The organism is Pseudomonas sp. FG98, from assembly GCF_057808595.1.
In genome coordinates this window covers 1-15925 of the sequence record NZ_JBMDIJ010000111.1, presented here as the reverse complement: position 1 = coordinate 15925, position 15925 = coordinate 1, and the positions used below count along the sequence as shown (strand labels likewise).

Here is a 15925-nt window from a genome sequence, read left to right as displayed (position 1 = left end):
TCGATGTCGAGGCGGATGGCCTCATCGTCGGCAACGCCGACTCCCACAGGGTTCTTGGCCAGCCACAGTATCTGTGCTCGGTGCGGTCCTTGTGGGAGCTGGCTTGCCAGCGATGACGTCGGTGAATTCACTACCGCTATCGCCGGTAAGCCAATTCTCACAGTGACCACGTCAAACAGGGTTCTAGCGGCCAAAAGGTGTCGCATACCGCTACAAAACTGCCTCTATTTCCGACTTTTATGTAGGCAATTTCCCAATCATACTTCCGCGCCTCGTTTGACATTGCGCTTCTGGAAATCGGCACCTAGGCTGCGTCGGTCGCCATTTTCTGGCGATCAGGTTTTGTCACCTGTCGATTATTTGGAGTCGCTCATCTTCATCGTTGAGCGCGTTGGCTGCTGTCATGGCGGCTGTGCGCGGAGCACCTTCGGGTGCGCCGGATAATGCTCCTGTAATCCCGGTTGACCAATCCGCGTACAGTCGCCACCCAATAAACAGCCAAAAGCGTTAGCCAATCCTCTGAAAAGGGGAGGATTAAATCTCCCCTTTTTAAAACTCACTATAAAACTTAGAAGAAAGTCAACATGGTTAGCATTGCAAGCCAACCTCGCGGTTTTCATCATCGCGCCTAGTCGACTCGATACTGCGATCAAGTCTTTGCCGCATATCAGCGATCCATCGAATAATCACGGGGTTTTTAATTTTCTTACCAAGCCGGTCGAGCCTTTCTAACTCTGGTGCAAGTTTATTTGCAAAGGATCCCCAGCAGGTGCCTGTCGTAAGTCTGGATGCTATCGCTCTCATCTCTGCCGGTTCATATACGTACTGCTCGACAAAGCTCAAAAATTTAGAATCCCAATCCGCGCTAGACTCGGCTGTCTCAAATATTCTTATCCATCCCAGTACAATGGGAACCCTTTCCGCCCGACTCTCAACCACCCAGGGTAAAACAAGATGAGTAGGAATCAGATCCAGAACCCCCGCATTAGAAGGATGGCCATGTTCAGGTCCATATAAATTTGAAAGCCTATAACGTTGCGAATTAGTCAGTGAGTGTAATTGCTCGGTATATATCTCCCAGAGAATTTCGGGGTGAGTTTTTGCGATGTCGGATAGGACTTCTCGGGCCTGTCCGGCGAAGTTGAGTTGAAATGAATAATCCGAAACATTTATGACGGAGTTTATGAGGCGTACGCATTTTTCCGCGAATTTTTTATCTACAAGACCGTTTTCAAAAAGTTTTTTAATCAAAGTTGACCAGTGGTATGAGTCCATCTGAGCAGGCCGGGCCTTATCTAAAAGGTAGGGATGAGTCGTTACAAGTTTTATTAGATTCCCTTCCTGCTGCTCTAATGCATCCGTGAAATTTAAAGAGTACAGTAGAAAATCGATGGCTGCCCACGTTCCTTCTGCACCTAGGTCAATAAGTACATTAACAAACTTTTCTACGAGACTAGGGTTAAGCGCGCGCAAAAGATCTTGTGCTCCCAGAAAGTTAGTATGTTTTGGGTTGATGATTTTGGCGCTTAGACGATCTATTATCATGACAAAAAATGGCTCATCTATTCCTACGGACAACATAAGCTCGACTGTGTGCGGAGTAAGCTTATCTATATCCAATAATGCCTCAAGGTGAGCGCGCGCTGCTGCACCATCGTTTCTGTTTATGCCGGAAATAATGGCGCGTAGCATTTCTACAATTGTTTCTGTGAACTTGTCACTTTCGAGATAGCATGCGGTTTGCGTGATTAGATTTTCTGGGTCCCTAACATGTGTCGCAAGCAAGGCAAGCGCCATGGGAGAATTATGATAGCTGCCGCCTGAAAACTCCTCTATTAACGGATTGAAGTAGCTGGCGTTCCTTGGGCAGCTCTCAATAAGTTTTTCGATTATTCTTTGAGAGTAGTGCAAGTCTAAAGTGCTATCTCTGCTATAAGTTTTGTCGGGGTCGCGAAGCTCTAGCCGCCAGCCGGCACTATATAGCATGATTTTCTCGATTAAACCCTCTGGCATAAGCTCGTCGTATAGCAGTCGCAGACGAGCTATATAGTCCTCAGGGTAATCAATTTGATCGAAATACAACCAATCACCTACTGATGAAATCCCTTGATGCCACCGAGGTCTAGACTCCTTAATTCCTCGAACCACCGCGACAACCTCATCAATTATCGCGGGAATCTGAAATAGCCCTCGCAAATGAATTTCAATATGGCCAAGAGCTAGCTCTTGGAAGGAGTCAGTATCATCAAGTGCTATTTTGTTTAGTCGATCTAACGCAAACCGATAGTAATCGAATATTTCACCATAAGTTTTCGGTGACCAATCATTCAACGGTTCCGAAACTCCGATTCGCTCTTGACCACCCGAACGAGAGAAGTGATGAGTTGTCAGCATGCTTTCAAGTGCATCAATACATATTTTACGAATTCTCGGGTCAGGGCTGTTTAGACCATCGTTCAATAGCTCGTGTTTCATTTTTGGATCGGCTTCTGTGCCTGAAAGATGAAGTTTGAAAAGCGATTTGAATTGACCGGTGGCATTATTTCCCCAGTCTTCATTCTCCGCCGCTCCGAGCCTCATTAGTAAATTGGCGGCGTCAGGGAAGGTCTCTTTTCTGAACACCAGTTTCTCCAAAGCCCACACTGTATGGCGCCTGCCAGAGTTAAAGCTTTCCAATTCTTCTATTGTTGATGATCCAAGAAGCCTGTTTAAATGGTGCATAACTCTATCAGGTGCCAAGTGGACAAAGCGATCAAGTAACTTCGACCCATGGTCAGTGTCCAAATCAGCCTTGGTTTCCAATAGCTCATCCAGTAATTTTTCCGCTGCGCTACTCACCTGCGTAGACCAAGACACCCAGCGTAAGCGTCCAGCAAGTCTAAGCTGGAGTTTCGGTCTTATTTCGCGAAATAGCCGTTCAAGCGTACCTCTCGGCATTGATGCTAACCAAGCGTTTGCGAGTCGCATCGCCAGAGGGAGTGGTTGAACTTCTGCAAAGTCTCCCCGCCGTAAAACAATGCCGCGGTCTCGGAAGCTGCTAAAGATCCGGAATAAGGATTGCGACTTGCAATCGATGAAATTTGAGATTTCATCTAGCTCTTCACTTGCATTATTTTCGATACCAAGCGCTGTAAATAGACTCAATGTCTGAAGAGCAAACAAAGCTTCGTCATTTGGTTCTCTCCCATTCCATATAATTCGGTCGATTAGTGCTTCGGCAGATGCTAACTCAAGATCTCCATCTTTAGCAGCATGCGCCGCTAAAACCGCCATTCTTGGAAAGCCTTGTGCCAATTCGCGAACAAATACAGAATCAAATGTTGGGGTATCTCTAAAAATATCTTTGGCAATTCCCTCGATTAATTCGTTGGAGGCGGGTAATACCTCAATGAATAAATTTTTCTCTATATCGATTTTCTTTTCTTCAACACCTAAGGTTATAAGCTGCAAGCCGTTGCCGCCGTAACCCATTGCATCCCAAATTCGCATATGGACATCGTCAGAGCAGTCATCCACTATCAATAAGCAGTTAGATCCTGAATCGTTTAGCTCTCTTGCAATATTGATAATTATGTCTTTTACGTCATCATGCATTGCATATATAACTTTTTTCTGATCCAGGAAATCTTGCGCGCGCCCATTCGCCTGTGTGAGTAATTCATGCACAAGTCGTGTCTTTCCATAGCCAGAGGGACCTACGACCCGGAGGGCTTTTCCATATCCCTGAAAAAACACCTCTAGCATAGGACCCAAAGACTCAACACTTTGCCGGTCTTGGATGTTGCTATGATCTTTTTTCAAGTTTCTGAAAGAAGATCCGCGTATTAAGAATCGCTCTTCATTGAGGCATTGAAATGCTACTTCTTTTAGCTTCTTGTCGAGAGACCATGCCTCGAAGTTACGAAATCCATGCAGGTGGATATCCCTGATTTCCGAGTTTAACCACAGAGCGACGGATGGGTGGCTTGTAGTCCAGCTCGCGAGCTTATTAGAGTCGATGATTTCTATCGCAGCCAGTTTTGAAGGTTCCCCGCCAGCATCACGAACGCCCTCCTTAATAGCCTCAATTCGGCGAGTAACGTTCGTCCCGACAACAGCGCTTCCCGTGACGACGATATAAGCTCCTCCCTTCTTTAAAGCTTGTACAATCGCTTCGTTCAACTCTCGCCTTACCCCCTTTCCTTGGGAGGACTTCTTCCATACTTCAGCTTTTAGAGCTGCAGGGCCTGGATCGGTTCTTTTACATTGGAAAATAGTGTATCTGTGAGGCAAGAAGTCAGTATTTACAGGGCCGCCTTTCCATGCCACACGACCATCCTCGCCACCATCAGGAATGTTTAGCTGAGCTGAAGCTGCCCCAGCGGCCAAAGGGATTCCATGCTTTTTCAGCTCGGCCGATATTAACCTACGCAGCAAATCTACTAACTGAAAATCCTTGAGCCTAGAAATCTGATCTGCTGTAGCTTCGAATATTTTCATAACGCCCTCCATGACTCTACCGTTATCTGAAGTCTTTCGCATTGATGTGAATCGCGGACTCAGGTATTGAATTACGTGCTTCGCGTCGTTTCCACTTTTTAATCGCAAAGCGATTACATCATATGTAGGTATTGCAAGTTTCGATGGTGCCCAGACAAGAGTCTTGATATCGCTTTTTAGCCGCTTTCGCTCTCAACACCTCTGAACTAAATTCCATGTCTTTAAGGGTTCTCCGATAAAGCCAGCACATGCTATCTGAACTGTGCAGAGATATTCCTCCTTCCAACTGCCCTCTACAAGCCGTCCATCCCATGAGTCAGATTAGCTTCTCCGATTCCGAGTAAGCTGGTAAGCGCAAGCAAACCCGTCGCGAGCGTTTCTGGCAGAGATGGAGCAGGTGGTGCCATGGCGCGGTTTGGTGGCATTGATCGAGCCGCATTACTCAAAGGCCGGCGGTGGTCGCAAGCCGTATCCACTGGAAGTCATGCTGCGTGTTCACCTGCTGCAGAACTGGTTCTCGTTGAGCGATCCAACCATGGAAGAGGCGCTGTACGAGATCACTTCGATGCGCCAGTTTGCTCGGCTGACGCTCAGCGCTCCTATCCTCGAAGACACGACGATCATAAATTTCCGGCACCTGCTGGATAAGCATCAGTTTGCGCGTTATACCGGCGTGAAGAAACGACCGGAGCATAAAGGGCGGCCGGTGATCTGGCAGATTGCGGCTCGTCGTAGCACCTACAAGCACATGAGCAAACGCAGCGTGCTTTACAAAGCCAGATGCAGGATCAAGAGGGTCAAAGCGCAGACCCGGGCGAAGGTCGAACATCCATTCCGAGTGATCAAACGTCAATTCGGATACGTGAAGACTCGCTTTCGTGGGCAAGCCAAGAAAACGGCGCAAATGACCATTCTGTTTATCCGGTCAAAATCAGTAGGTGATGCGCCGGTACTTATTAGCTGTTGCAGGAGAGGTACGCTCGTAGGGCATGATAACTAAGGCTTCGCCTTGGCTATCCAATAACCGGCGGCTGCAAATCGAGCTCTTCCGGCCAAAAGTCGCTCATCTTCGGATGTTGTGTGAGTTTTCCTAAAGGCCGTCGGGTTTCTTGGCGGCCTTTCTTGTGATTTCCTGACAGTCGTTCATCTCCAATAGATCTGTAGATACCCTTGACCATCGCTGGCAAGCCAGCTTCCACAGTGACCGAGTCGAACAGAGGTTTTGCGACCAAAAGGTGTCGCATACCGCTACGAAATTCCCTCTATTTCCGACTTTTATGTAGGCAATTTCCCAATCATACTTCCGCGCCTCGTTTGACGTTGCGCATCTGGAAATCGGCACCTAGGCTGCGTCGGTCGCCATTTTCTGGCGATCAGGTTTGGTCACCTGTTTTCACGAACTTAAGAAGCGCAGGCGCTACGTCCGATTCGGCAGGCATCCTTGTCTGCTGTTCCGTTATGGCGGCTGTGTGCGGGGCGCCCTCGGGTGCGCCGGGTTTTCCTAAGTTCCCCGGTTGACCAACCTGCACACAGTCGCCACCCATCGTTTGGTCACGTTGCTGGCGGCTCCACCGAACGTAGGAGTTGTGCAATGGAAAAGTCTGTCCCCGATCCACCCCGTACCGCCCACACCCATTTCGCCACCTGCAACGACACTCATCCACCCCTGTTCGCCGTCTGCGAAGGCGCCAGCCTGGAAGATGCCCTCGTGCACCTCAGCCTGTCCCTGGCCTCGGCCTATGAAACCAACTACCAACTCTGCGAATCCGGCGGCAAGCCGGTCCAGGGTCTGGCCTGGGCCACCCAGCATGCGCTGGAGATCAGCCAGGCGCTGGTGGAGTCGTTGTTGAAGGGCGTCAGACAGTCTCAGGTCTGACCAGAAAACAAGAAGGGCCGCAAAGCGGCCCTTCCTGTTCAAGACGTTTTCAAAACGCCAACTTGTACCCAATCAACAACAACATCCCCGCCAGACAAGGCCGCAGCACGCCATCCGAAATCCGCCCGGTCAGATGACTACCGATATAGATCCCCGGCAGCGACCCCAGCAGCAGATACCCCAGCAACGACCAGTCCATGTTCCCCATGCTCGCATGCCCCAGCCCGGCGACCAGGGTCAGCGGTACGGCGTGGGCGATTTCGGTGCCGACCAGGCGGCGGGTGACCAGGTACGGGTAGAGCAGGAACAACGCCACGGTGCCCAGTGCACCTGCGCCGATGGAGGTCAGCGAGACCATCACACCCAGCACTACACCAGTAATCACGGTGAGGATATTCAGGCTGCGGCCGCTGAGGTGGTAGCGGTCACCGGCATGCTTGCTGGCGAAGGCCTGGAGTTTGGATTTGAACAGGATCGCCAGCGCGGTGAGGATCAGCACCACCGCCAGGCCCTGCTTGATGATGGCGTTGAGCGCTGCGGTGTCGGTGTGCAGGGTGCTGAGGAACCACAGGGTCGCCGCTGCCGCCGGCACGCTGCCGAGGGCCAGCCAGCCGGTGATGGCCCAGTCGATGTTCTTCTGCTTGCCGTGGACCCAGACGCCACTGGCCTTGGTGATGGCCGCGTAGAGCAGGTCGGTGCCCACTGCGGTAGCCGGGTTGATACCGAACCAGAGCAGGATCGGGGTCATCAGCGAACCGCCGCCAACGCCGGTCATGCCGACGATGAAACCTACAACCAGACCTGCAATGGTGAAACCAAACGAACCTACATCCATACGCTACCTGACACGCTCTTTATCGACGGGGCGGGCGCAGCATAACGGATGTTTTTATGCCCAAATATATTTGTATCGAATTAGCTTATAACCGATATCGATTCGATCTATGCAAGAGAGGGCTATCTGAGTTGTGAATGGTGCATCGAATCAAGGGTCAGGCGGCCCCCTGCGGGGCCACCAGGTTCAGGTGCAATAGCGGGAAGGGTTCGCCCTGGCCGTCCAGTTCCGAGCGACCGGTGACCTGGAACCCCTGGTGCAGGTAGAAACCCACCGCCTGCGGGTTCTGTTCGTTGACGTCCACTTCGCGCACGCCCAGCTCGGCGATGGCCAGGGCCAGCAGGGCCTTGCCCACGCCGGTGCCGCGATGGGCGGGGTCGATGAACAGCATTTCCAGCTTGCCTTCGTGTACGCCTGCAAAGCCGAGCGGGCGGCCGGACGCGTCGCGAGCGGCGCGCAGGGTCACGGCGTCGAAGTAGACGTCGAGGATCAGCGGGCGCAGCCGCTGGATATTGGCCTCGGGAAGAAAATCATGGGTGGCCCGTACCGAGGCTTCCCAGATGTCGATCAGTACCGGGTAGTCCTCGGCGGTGACCGGGGTGATGGTCAGGTTCATGGGCTTGGTAGTCCTCCAGGACAAAGGTGAAGGCTGCGATTTTACGCATTCTTTATGCGCCGCAAACCCTGTCGATCTCGTCCCTTTACGCCACCCAGATGGAGAATTTTCCTACGCGGCAGGTGCCGCTGGACGGAGATTTCTCATGAGCATTCTGGACGGGGTGTCACTGCTGCTGGCGGTGGCGTTGTTGGTGTACCTGATGGCCGCGCTGCTGCGCGCCGATCGCGGCTAGGAGCGGCCATGCACAGTCAAGATTACGCATTGCTCCTGGCGTTCTTCGCTCTGGTGCTGCTGCCGGCGCCGTGGCTCGGGCGTTTCTATTACAAGGTGATGGAAGGCCAGCGCACCTGGCTGACTCCTGTACTCGGGCCGGTGGAGCGGGCCTGTTACCGCATCGCCGGGGTCGATGCCGGGCAGGAACAGAACTGGAAGCAGTACAGCCTGGCCCTGCTGGTGTTCAACCTCGCCGGCTTCCTGTTGCTGTTCGCCGTACTGCTGCTGCAGGGCTACCTGCCGCTGAACCCGCAACACCTGCCCGGCCAGGAGTGGTCGCTGGCCTTCAACACCGCGGTCAGTTTCATGACCAACACCAACTGGCAGTCCTACAGCGGCGAAGCCTCCCTCAGCTACCTGAGCCAGATGCTCGGCCTGACCGTGCAGAACTTCGTCAGCGCCGCCACCGGCCTGGCCGTGCTGGTCGCTCTGTGCCGCGGCATCGCCCGGCGCTCGGTCGGCACCCTGGGCAACTTCTGGACCGACATGACCCGCGCCACCCTCTATGGCCTGCTGCCGCTGTGCCTGCTGCTGGCGTTGCTGCTGGTGTGGCAGGGCGTGCCGCAGACCTTCAGCGACTACGTGCACGCGGTCACCCTGCAGGGCGCCGACCAGGTCATTCCCCTCGGCCCGGCCGCCAGCCAGATCGCCATCAAGCAACTGGGCACCAACGGCGGTGGCTTCTTCGGCGTCAACTCGGCCCATCCGTTCGAGAACCCGACGGCCTGGAGCAACCTGTTCGAAGTGGTGTCGATCATCCTGATCCCGGTGGCCCTGGTGTTCACCTTCGGCCATTACGTCAAGGACCTGCGCCAGAGCCGGGCGATCATTGCCGGCATGCTCGCCCTGTTCCTGGTCGGCGGCGCCACCGCACTGTGGGCCGAGTACCAGCCCAACCCGGCGCTGAGCAACCCGCAGGTGGAACAGAGCGCGCCGCTGGAAGGCAAGGAAAGCCGCTTCGGTACCACCGCCAGCGTGCTGTGGACGGTGACCACCACCGCTGCCTCCAACGGCTCGGTCAATGCCATGCACGACAGCCTCAATCCGCTGACCGGCATGGTGGCGATGGTCAACATGATGGTCGGTGAAGTGATCTTCGGCGGCGTCGGTGCCGGGCTCTACGGCATGTTGCTGAACGTGCTGATCGCGGTGTTCCTCGCCGGCCTGATGATCGGCCGCACCCCGGAATACCTCGGCAAGAAACTCCAGGCGCGGGAGGTGCAACTGCTGGTGGCGACCCTGCTGGTGATGCCGGTCGGTGTGCTCATTCTCGGCGCCCTGGCCACCGCCTTGCCGGGCCCGGCGGCGAGTGTCAGCAACCCTGGCGCGCACGGTTTCAGCCAGTTGCTCTACGCCTACACCTCGGCCAGCGCCAACAACGGTTCGGCCTTTGCCGGCCTGGGCGCCAACACCACCTTCCATAACCTGATGATCGGCCTCGGCATGCTCATCGGCCGCTTCGGCTACATCCTGCCGGTGCTGGCCCTGGCCGGCAGCCTGGCGCTGAAGAAGACCGCACCGGTCGGCCTGAACAGCTTCCCGACCCACGGCCCGCTGTTCGTCACCCTGCTGGTGGTCACCATCCTCCTGGTCGGTGGCCTGACTTTCCTCCCGGCCCTGGCCCTTGGCCCGATCGCCGAACACCTGAGCCTGGGCTTCTAAGGAGCGACTCATGAACATGCCGATTGGCGAAATGAAAACGGCTCCGAGCACCACCGCGCAAACCTCCTTCGCCGCCCTGTGGCGACCGGCGCTGGTGCAGGCGTTCGTCAAGCTCGACCCGCGCCAGCTCAAGCGCGCCCCGGTGATGCTGGTAGTGGAGCTGACCGCGATCTTCACCACCCTGTTGTGCCTGTTGCCGGACAGCACCGTACCCACCAGCGTGGCGGTGCAGATCGCCCTGTGGCTGTGGTTTACCGTGCTCTTCGCCAACTTCGCCGAAGCCCTCGCCGAAGGCCGCGGCAAGGCCCGCGCCGACAGCCTCAAGGCCGGCAGCCAGGGCCTGACCGCACGCCGTCGCAATGCCTCGGGCAGCTTCGAGACGGTCGCTGCCACCGCCCTGCGCAAGGGCGATGTAGTGCGGGTCGAAGCGGGCGAGATGATCCCCGGCGACGGCGAGGTGATCGAAGGCATCGCTGCGGTCAACGAGGCGGCGATCACCGGTGAGTCCGCGCCGGTGATCCGCGAATCCGGCGGCGATCGCTCGGCGGTCACCGGCAGCACCCGGCTGGTTTCCGACTGGCTGCTGGTGCGCATCAGCAGCAACCCGGGCGAGTCGACCCTGGACCGCATGATCGCCCTGGTGGAAGGCGCCAAACGCCAGAAAACCCCTAACGAGATCGCCCTGGACATCCTGCTGATCGGCCTGACCCTGATCTTCCTGATCGTAGTGGTGACCTTGCAGCCGTTCGCCCACTTCGCCGGTGGCGCGATCCCTACGGTGTTCCTGGTAGCGCTGCTGGTCACCCTGATTCCCACCACCATCGGCGGCCTGCTCTCGGCCATCGGTATCGCCGGCATGGACCGCCTGGTGCGCCTCAATGTGATCGCCCGTTCCGGTCGCGCCGTGGAAGCGGCGGGTGACGTACATGTGCTGATGCTCGACAAGACCGGCACCATCACCTTCGGCAACCGTCGTTGCAGCGCGGTGTACGCAGCCCCCGGCATCACCGCCAAGGAACTGGGCGAGGGCGCCTTGTTCGCCTCGCTGGCCGACGACACTGCCGAAGGCAAGTCGATCGTCGAGTTCCTGCGTCAGTTGCATGACTTCGTCGAGCCGGTGGCCGGGCAGTTCGAGCCGGTGGCGTTCAGCGCCGAAACCCGCCTTTCGGGCATCGACCTCGGCCCGCGCCGCTATCGCAAGGGCGCCGTGGATTCGGTGCTGGCCTTCGTCGGCATGCAGCGCCTCGACCTGCCGCCAGCCCTGGCCCGGGAAGTGGACAAGATTGCCCAGAGTGGCGGCACGCCGTTGCTGGTCTGCGTGGACAAGCGCCTGCTCGGCGTGATCCACCTCAAGGACGTGGTCAAGCCGGGCATCCGCGAGCGTTTCGCCGAACTGCGCAAGCTGGGCATCCGCACCGTGATGGTCACCGGCGACAACCCGCTGACCGCCGCCGCCATCGCCGCCGAAGCGGGCGTGGACGACGTGCTCGCCGAAGCCACCCCGGAGAAGAAGCTGGCGCGGATCCGCCAGGAACAGGACGAAGGCCGCCTGGTCGCCATGTGCGGCGACGGCGCCAACGATGCCCCGGCGCTGGCCCAGGCCGATGTCGGCATGGCCATGAACGACGGCACCCAGGCGGCCCGCGAGGCGGCCAACATGGTCGATCTCGACAGCGACCCGACCAAACTGCTGGACGTGGTCCAGGTCGGCAAGGAACTGCTGGTGACCCGTGGCGCCCTGACCACCTTCTCCATCGCCAACGATGTGGCCAAGTACTTCGCCATTCTCCCGGCGCTGTTCGCCGCGATCTACCCGCAACTGGGCGTGCTCAACCTGATGCAACTGGCCAGCCCGCAGAGCGCCATCGTCTCGGCGATCGTGTTCAACGCGCTGATCATCGTCGTGCTGATCCCCCTGGCCTTGCGCGGGGTGCGGGTCAAGGCGGCCAGCGCCGCCCATCTGCTGCGGCGCAACCTGCTGATCTACGGGCTGGGCGGGCTGCTGGTGCCTTTCGCCGGGATCAAGCTGATCGACCTGCTGCTCAACGCCCTGCAACTGGTGTGAATTCGAGGACCTATCCATGACTACCCATCTTCGTCCGGCCCTGAGCCTGTTGTTGCTGATGACCCTGGTGACCGGCGTGGCCTATCCGCTGGCGGTCACCGGCATCGCCCAGGTGGCCTTCCCCGACCAGGCCAATGGCAGCTTGCTGCGCGACGAGCAGGGCCAGGTGCGCGGTTCGCGCCTGCTGGCCCAGCCGTTCAGTGGTGATGCCTGGTTCCAGGCGCGGCCATCGGCGGCCGACTACGCCACGGTGTCCAGCGGCGCGAGCAACCTGGCGCCGAGCAATCCGGCCTTGGCCAAGCGTGTCGGCGACAGCGCCGCCGCGCTGTACGACGCCAATCAAGGCCCGGTGCCACAGGCCCTGCTGACCACATCCGGCAGTGGCCTCGATCCGCACTTGCCACCGGCGGCCGTGGCCTACCAAATGCCCCGCGTGGCAGCGGCACGACAAATCCCGCAACAGACGTTGCAAGGACTGGTGGAGCAAGCCACCCTGCAACCACTGATCGGTCCGCCGGTGGTGAATATCCTGGCGCTGAATGCCGCCCTCGACCGCCTGGCGCCTCTCGCAACACAAGGACTTAGCCTGAATGAGTGATTCCCAGCGCGCTGATGCGTTGTTGGCCGAGCTGCCGCGCCAGGGGCGCGGTCGGCTCAAGGTGTTTCTCGGTGCCGCGCCGGGGGTGGGCAAGACCTACGCCATGCTCCAGGCCGCCCACACCCGCCTGCGTCACGGCGTGCGGGTGCTGGCCGGGGTGGTGGAAACCCACGGTCGCAGCGAGACCGAGGCCTTGCTCGGCGGCATTCCCCAGCAGCCGTTGCTGCGTTCGGAATACCGCGGGGTGATGCTCGAAGAGATGGATCTGGACGGCCTGCTCAAGGCCGCTCCGGAGCTGGTGCTGGTGGACGAGCTGGCCCACAGCAACGCCCCCGGCAGCCGTCACACCAAGCGCTGGCAGGACGTGCAGGAACTGCTGGCGGCGGGCATCGACGTGTACACCACGGTCAACGTCCAGCATCTGGAAAGCCTCAACGACCATGTGCGTGGCATCACCGGCGTGCAGGTCCGCGAGACCCTGCCGGACTGGGTGTTGCAGGAGGCCTTCGAACTGGTCCTGATCGACCTGCCGCCGCGCGAGCTGCTGGAGCGCCTGCGCGACGGCAAGGTCTATGTGCCGGAGCAGGCGCGGGCGGCCATCGATGCCTTCTTCACCCAGACCAACCTCACCGCCCTGCGCGAGCTGGCCATGCAGACCGCCGCGGCCCAGGTCGATGCCGACCTGGCTCATGGCTACCGCCGCCTCGGCCAGGATGCCCCGGCCCTGCGCGGGCGCCTGCTGGTGGGGGTGGACGGCGATGCCCAGGCCGAGCGCCTGGTGCGCCATGCCAGTCGTGTGGCGCAGCGTCGTCATCTGCCCTGGAGCCTGGTGCATGTGGACAACGGCAAGCTGCGCGACGAGACCGCGCGCCAGCGTTTGCAGGCGGCCCAGCAACTGGCCGAGCGGCTCGGCGGCGAAGTGGTGGTGCTGCGCGCCGGGGAGGTGGCACGCACGCTGATCCAGCATGCCGGCGAACGCCGCGCCAGCCTGGTGCTGGTCGGCCAGTCGCGGGATCGCCTGCGCCGGCGGCTGTTCGGTGCCGGGGTGGCGACGCGCTTGCTGCGCGAGGCCCATGGCCTGGAAATCAACGTGCTTGACCGCGACGAGCAGCCGGAGCCAGCGCGTACGGTGCGTGCCCGCGAATGGGTGTGGCGCCATTACGCGCTGGCCCTGGCCGCGACCCTGCTGGCTACCGGCCTGGCCTCGGCGGTGGCGCGGGTCATGGACCTGCCGAACATCTCCCTGGTGTTCCTCGCCGCCGTGCTGCTGGTGGCGGTGCGCAGCAGCATTGGCCCGGCGCTGGCCTGTGCGGTGCTGTCGTTCCTCGCCTATGACTTCCTGTTCATCCCGCCGAATTTCTCCTTCGCCATCCAGCGCGAGGAGGACGTGCTGACCTCGCTGTTCTTCCTGCTGATGGCGGTACTTACCGGCAACCTTGCCGCGCGCCAGCGCCGCCAGTTGAAGGCCCTGCGCGAGACTCAGGAGCAGACCGGGCAGTTGCTCGAACTGTCGCGCCGGCTGACCGCCGCCACCGACCGCCAGGCGGTGTTCAGCGCGGCCGGGCAGCATCTGGAGAACTGGCCGCAGGTGCAGGCCTGCCTGCTCGAACGTGACGGCGAAGGGCGCTTGCAGGTGGCCTTCGGTGGCGAGCTGCAATTCAGCGACAACGAGCGTGCCGCCGCCGAATGGGCCTGGCAGCACGAGCAGGAAGCGGGGCAGGGCAGCGACACCTTGCCCAACGGGCGCTGGTGGTGGTGGCCGCTGTCGGTGGATGAAGGTCCGCTGGCGTTGCTCGGCGTGCGTGCCCGTGATGACGAGCGTTTGCCGGCCCAGCGCCGGCGTTTGCTCAAGTCCCTCAGCCAGCCGCTGGCCCAGGCCCTGGCCCGGGCGCGGCTGGCCGAGCAACTGGAAGCCGCGCGCCTGCATGGCGAAACCGAACAGCTCCGCAGCGCCTTGCTCGCCTCGGTCTCCCACGACCTGCGCACGCCGCTCACCGCCATGCGCGGCAGCATCGACAGCCTGCTGGCCCTGGGCGACGCCATCCCGGCCGAGGATCGCCGCGAACTGCTCGAAGGCACCCGCGACGAAGCCGAGCGTCTCGACCGCTATATCCAGAACCTGCTGGACATGACCCGCCTCGGTCATGGCGGCCTCAAGCTGGCGCGGGACTGGGTGGCACCGGCGGATATCGTCGGCAGCGCGCTGAACCGCCTGCGGGCGGTGCTGGCGCCGCTGCAACTGCGGACCGAGTTGCCGGTCGAGTTGCCGTTGCTCTATGTGCATGCGGCGCTAATCGAGCAGGCACTGATCAACGTGCTGGAAAACGCCGCGCGCTTCTCCCCGGTCCAGGGGCATCTGGAATTGCGCGTGCGGGTCGAGGACGGGCAGTTGTGCTTCGCCGTGGCCGATGAAGGGCCGGGCATCGTTGCGGAGGATCGCGAGCGCATCTTCGACATGTTCTACACCGCCGCCCGTGGCGATCGTGGCGGGCAGGGCACCGGGCTCGGCCTGGCGATCTGTCGCGGCATGATCGGCGCCCATGGCGGGCAGATCCGCGTCGAGGACGGCCTGGGTGGTCGCGGTACCTGCATCACACTATGCTTGCCGCTTCCGGCCCAACCCCCACTGGACAGCGAGACCCCATGAGCCAGACCGCGACCCTGCTGGTCATCGACGACGAACCGCAGATCCGCAAGTTCCTCCGCATCAGCCTGGCGTCCCAGGGCTACAAGGTGCTGGAGGCGGGGACCGGAGCCGAGGGTTTGCAGCAGGCGGCGTTGTCGCGGCCGGACCTGGTGGTGCTCGACCTGGGCCTGCCGGACATGGACGGCCAGTCGGTACTGTGCGAGTTACGCGAGTGGAGCGCGGTGCCGGTGCTGGTGCTGTCGGTGCGGGCCAGCGAGGCGCAGAAGGTCCAGGCGCTGGATGGCGGGGCCAACGACTATGTGACCAAGCCGTTCGGCATCCAGGAGTTCCTGGCCCGGGTGCGTGCGCTGTTGCGCCAGGTGCCGCAGGCCAGCGCGCCGGAGGCGGCGTTGAGCTTCGGTCCGCTGACCATCGACCTTGCCTACCGGCGGGTGACCCTGGACGGCGAGGAAGTCGCCCTGACCCGCAAGGAGTACGCGCTGCTGGCGCAACTGGCGCGGCATCCGGGACGGGTGATCACCCAGCAGCAGTTGCTCAAGGACATCTGGGGGCCGACCCATGTCGAGGACAGCCACTACCTGCGCATCGTCGTCGCCCATGTGCGGCAGAAGCTCGGCGATGACCCGACCGCACCGCGCTTCATCGTTACCGAGCCGGGGGTGGGGTATCGGTTGATCGGGCAGGATTTGCAGTGACTTTCAGGGCCCCATCGCTGGCAAGCCAGCTCCCACAGGTTCAGCGGTGCACGCGGTCACTGTGGGAGCTGGCTTGCCAGCGATGAGGTCCTCAAGACCGATGAAAAGCCAGAAAGGATGTGTGTGGCGGTCAACTTTTTCCGGACACCTCAATGTGTGAGGTCAGGCCATCTGCC

General features: G+C 59.5%; 10 protein-coding genes and 1 pseudogene. 8 read left to right on the top strand and 3 right to left on the bottom strand.

Features of this window, described 5'->3' with window-relative positions:
• Positions 1 to 588: 588 nt before the first annotated feature.
• Positions 589 to 4479 (bottom strand): hypothetical protein, encoded by a 3891-nt coding sequence (locus ACODSK_RS30110; protein ID WP_489021436.1) that lies wholly within the window; start codon positions 4477 to 4479, stop codon positions 589 to 591.
• 311 nt (positions 4480 to 4790) lie between these two features.
• Here ACODSK_RS30110 and ACODSK_RS30105 point away from each other — a divergent pair.
• Together ACODSK_RS30105 and ACODSK_RS30100 are read left to right on the top strand one after the other, a co-directional pair.
• A pseudogene (locus ACODSK_RS30105) lies at positions 4791 to 5465 on the top strand (transposase).
• A 605-nt stretch (positions 5466 to 6070) separates the two neighbouring features.
• Positions 6071 to 6355, top strand: coding sequence for a hypothetical protein (locus tag ACODSK_RS30100; protein ID WP_489021434.1), 285 nt, complete (start codon positions 6071 to 6073; stop codon positions 6353 to 6355).
• Between the two features lie 49 nt (positions 6356 to 6404).
• Here the strand turns inward: ACODSK_RS30100 and ACODSK_RS30095 are convergent, their stop codons facing one another.
• The gene (locus ACODSK_RS30095; RefSeq protein ID WP_489021433.1) at positions 6405 to 7190 is read right to left on the bottom strand and encodes a sulfite exporter TauE/SafE family protein; all 786 of its coding nucleotides are present in this window, start codon (positions 7188 to 7190) and stop codon (positions 6405 to 6407) included.
• 157 nt (positions 7191 to 7347) lie between these two features.
• Positions 7348 to 7806, bottom strand: coding sequence for an acetyltransferase (locus ACODSK_RS30090; RefSeq protein WP_489021431.1), 459 nt, complete (start codon positions 7804 to 7806; stop codon positions 7348 to 7350).
• Positions 7807 to 7951: 145 nt separating this feature from the next.
• Here ACODSK_RS30090 and kdpF point away from each other — a divergent pair, with 145 nt between their 5' ends.
• The 6 genes from kdpF to ACODSK_RS30060 are packed head-to-tail and all read left to right on the top strand — an operon-like array spanning position 7952 to position 15749.
• The gene (gene kdpF / locus ACODSK_RS30085) at positions 7952 to 8041 is read left to right on the top strand and encodes a K(+)-transporting ATPase subunit F (RefSeq protein ID WP_075806771.1); all 90 of its coding nucleotides are present in this window, start codon (positions 7952 to 7954) and stop codon (positions 8039 to 8041) included.
• A gap of 8 nt (positions 8042 to 8049) precedes the next feature.
• On the top strand, positions 8050 to 9744 hold the full coding sequence (gene kdpA / locus ACODSK_RS30080) for a potassium-transporting ATPase subunit KdpA (RefSeq protein ID WP_489021429.1): 1695 nt from the start codon (positions 8050 to 8052) through the stop codon (positions 9742 to 9744).
• Between the two features lie 10 nt (positions 9745 to 9754).
• Positions 9755 to 11809 carry a potassium-transporting ATPase subunit KdpB gene (gene kdpB / locus ACODSK_RS30075; protein WP_489021427.1) on the top strand — a complete coding sequence of 685 codons (2055 nt, stop codon included), beginning with the start codon at positions 9755 to 9757 and terminating at the stop codon, positions 11807 to 11809.
• A gap of 16 nt (positions 11810 to 11825) precedes the next feature.
• Positions 11826 to 12407 carry a potassium-transporting ATPase subunit KdpC gene (kdpC, locus tag ACODSK_RS30070; RefSeq protein ID WP_489021426.1) on the top strand — a complete coding sequence of 194 codons (582 nt, stop codon included), beginning with the start codon at positions 11826 to 11828 and terminating at the stop codon, positions 12405 to 12407.
• Positions 12400 to 15054 (top strand): DUF4118 domain-containing protein, encoded by a 2655-nt coding sequence (locus ACODSK_RS30065; protein ID WP_489021425.1) that lies wholly within the window; start codon positions 12400 to 12402, stop codon positions 15052 to 15054. Before kdpC ends, ACODSK_RS30065 begins: the two co-directional genes overlap by 8 nt.
• Positions 15051 to 15749 (top strand): response regulator, encoded by a 699-nt coding sequence (locus ACODSK_RS30060; RefSeq protein WP_489021423.1) that lies wholly within the window; start codon positions 15051 to 15053, stop codon positions 15747 to 15749. The genes ACODSK_RS30065 and ACODSK_RS30060 overlap by 4 nt, the downstream gene beginning before the upstream one ends.
• Positions 15750 to 15925 lie beyond the last annotated feature (176 nt).

Bases quoted from the DNA above. Each gene is read 5' to 3' on its own strand.
- kdpB (WP_489021427.1), top strand. From the start codon at position 9,755: ATGAACATGCCGATTGGCGAAATGAAAACGGCTCCGAGCACCACCGCG.
- ACODSK_RS30090 (WP_489021431.1), bottom strand. From the start codon at position 7,806: ATGAACCTGACCATCACCCCGGTCACCGCCGAGGACTACCCGGTACTG.
- ACODSK_RS30065 (WP_489021425.1), top strand. From the start codon at position 12,400: ATGAGTGATTCCCAGCGCGCTGATGCGTTGTTGGCCGAGCTGCCGCGC.
- kdpC (WP_489021426.1), top strand. From the start codon at position 11,826: ATGACTACCCATCTTCGTCCGGCCCTGAGCCTGTTGTTGCTGATGACC.
- kdpA (WP_489021429.1), top strand. From the start codon at position 8,050: ATGCACAGTCAAGATTACGCATTGCTCCTGGCGTTCTTCGCTCTGGTG.
- ACODSK_RS30110 (WP_489021436.1), bottom strand. From the start codon at position 4,479: ATGAAAATATTCGAAGCTACAGCAGATCAGATTTCTAGGCTCAAGGAT.
- ACODSK_RS30100 (WP_489021434.1), top strand. From the start codon at position 6,071: ATGGAAAAGTCTGTCCCCGATCCACCCCGTACCGCCCACACCCATTTC.
- ACODSK_RS30095 (WP_489021433.1), bottom strand. From the start codon at position 7,190: ATGGATGTAGGTTCGTTTGGTTTCACCATTGCAGGTCTGGTTGTAGGT.
- kdpF (WP_075806771.1), top strand. From the start codon at position 7,952: ATGAGCATTCTGGACGGGGTGTCACTGCTGCTGGCGGTGGCGTTGTTG.
- ACODSK_RS30060 (WP_489021423.1), top strand. From the start codon at position 15,051: ATGAGCCAGACCGCGACCCTGCTGGTCATCGACGACGAACCGCAGATC.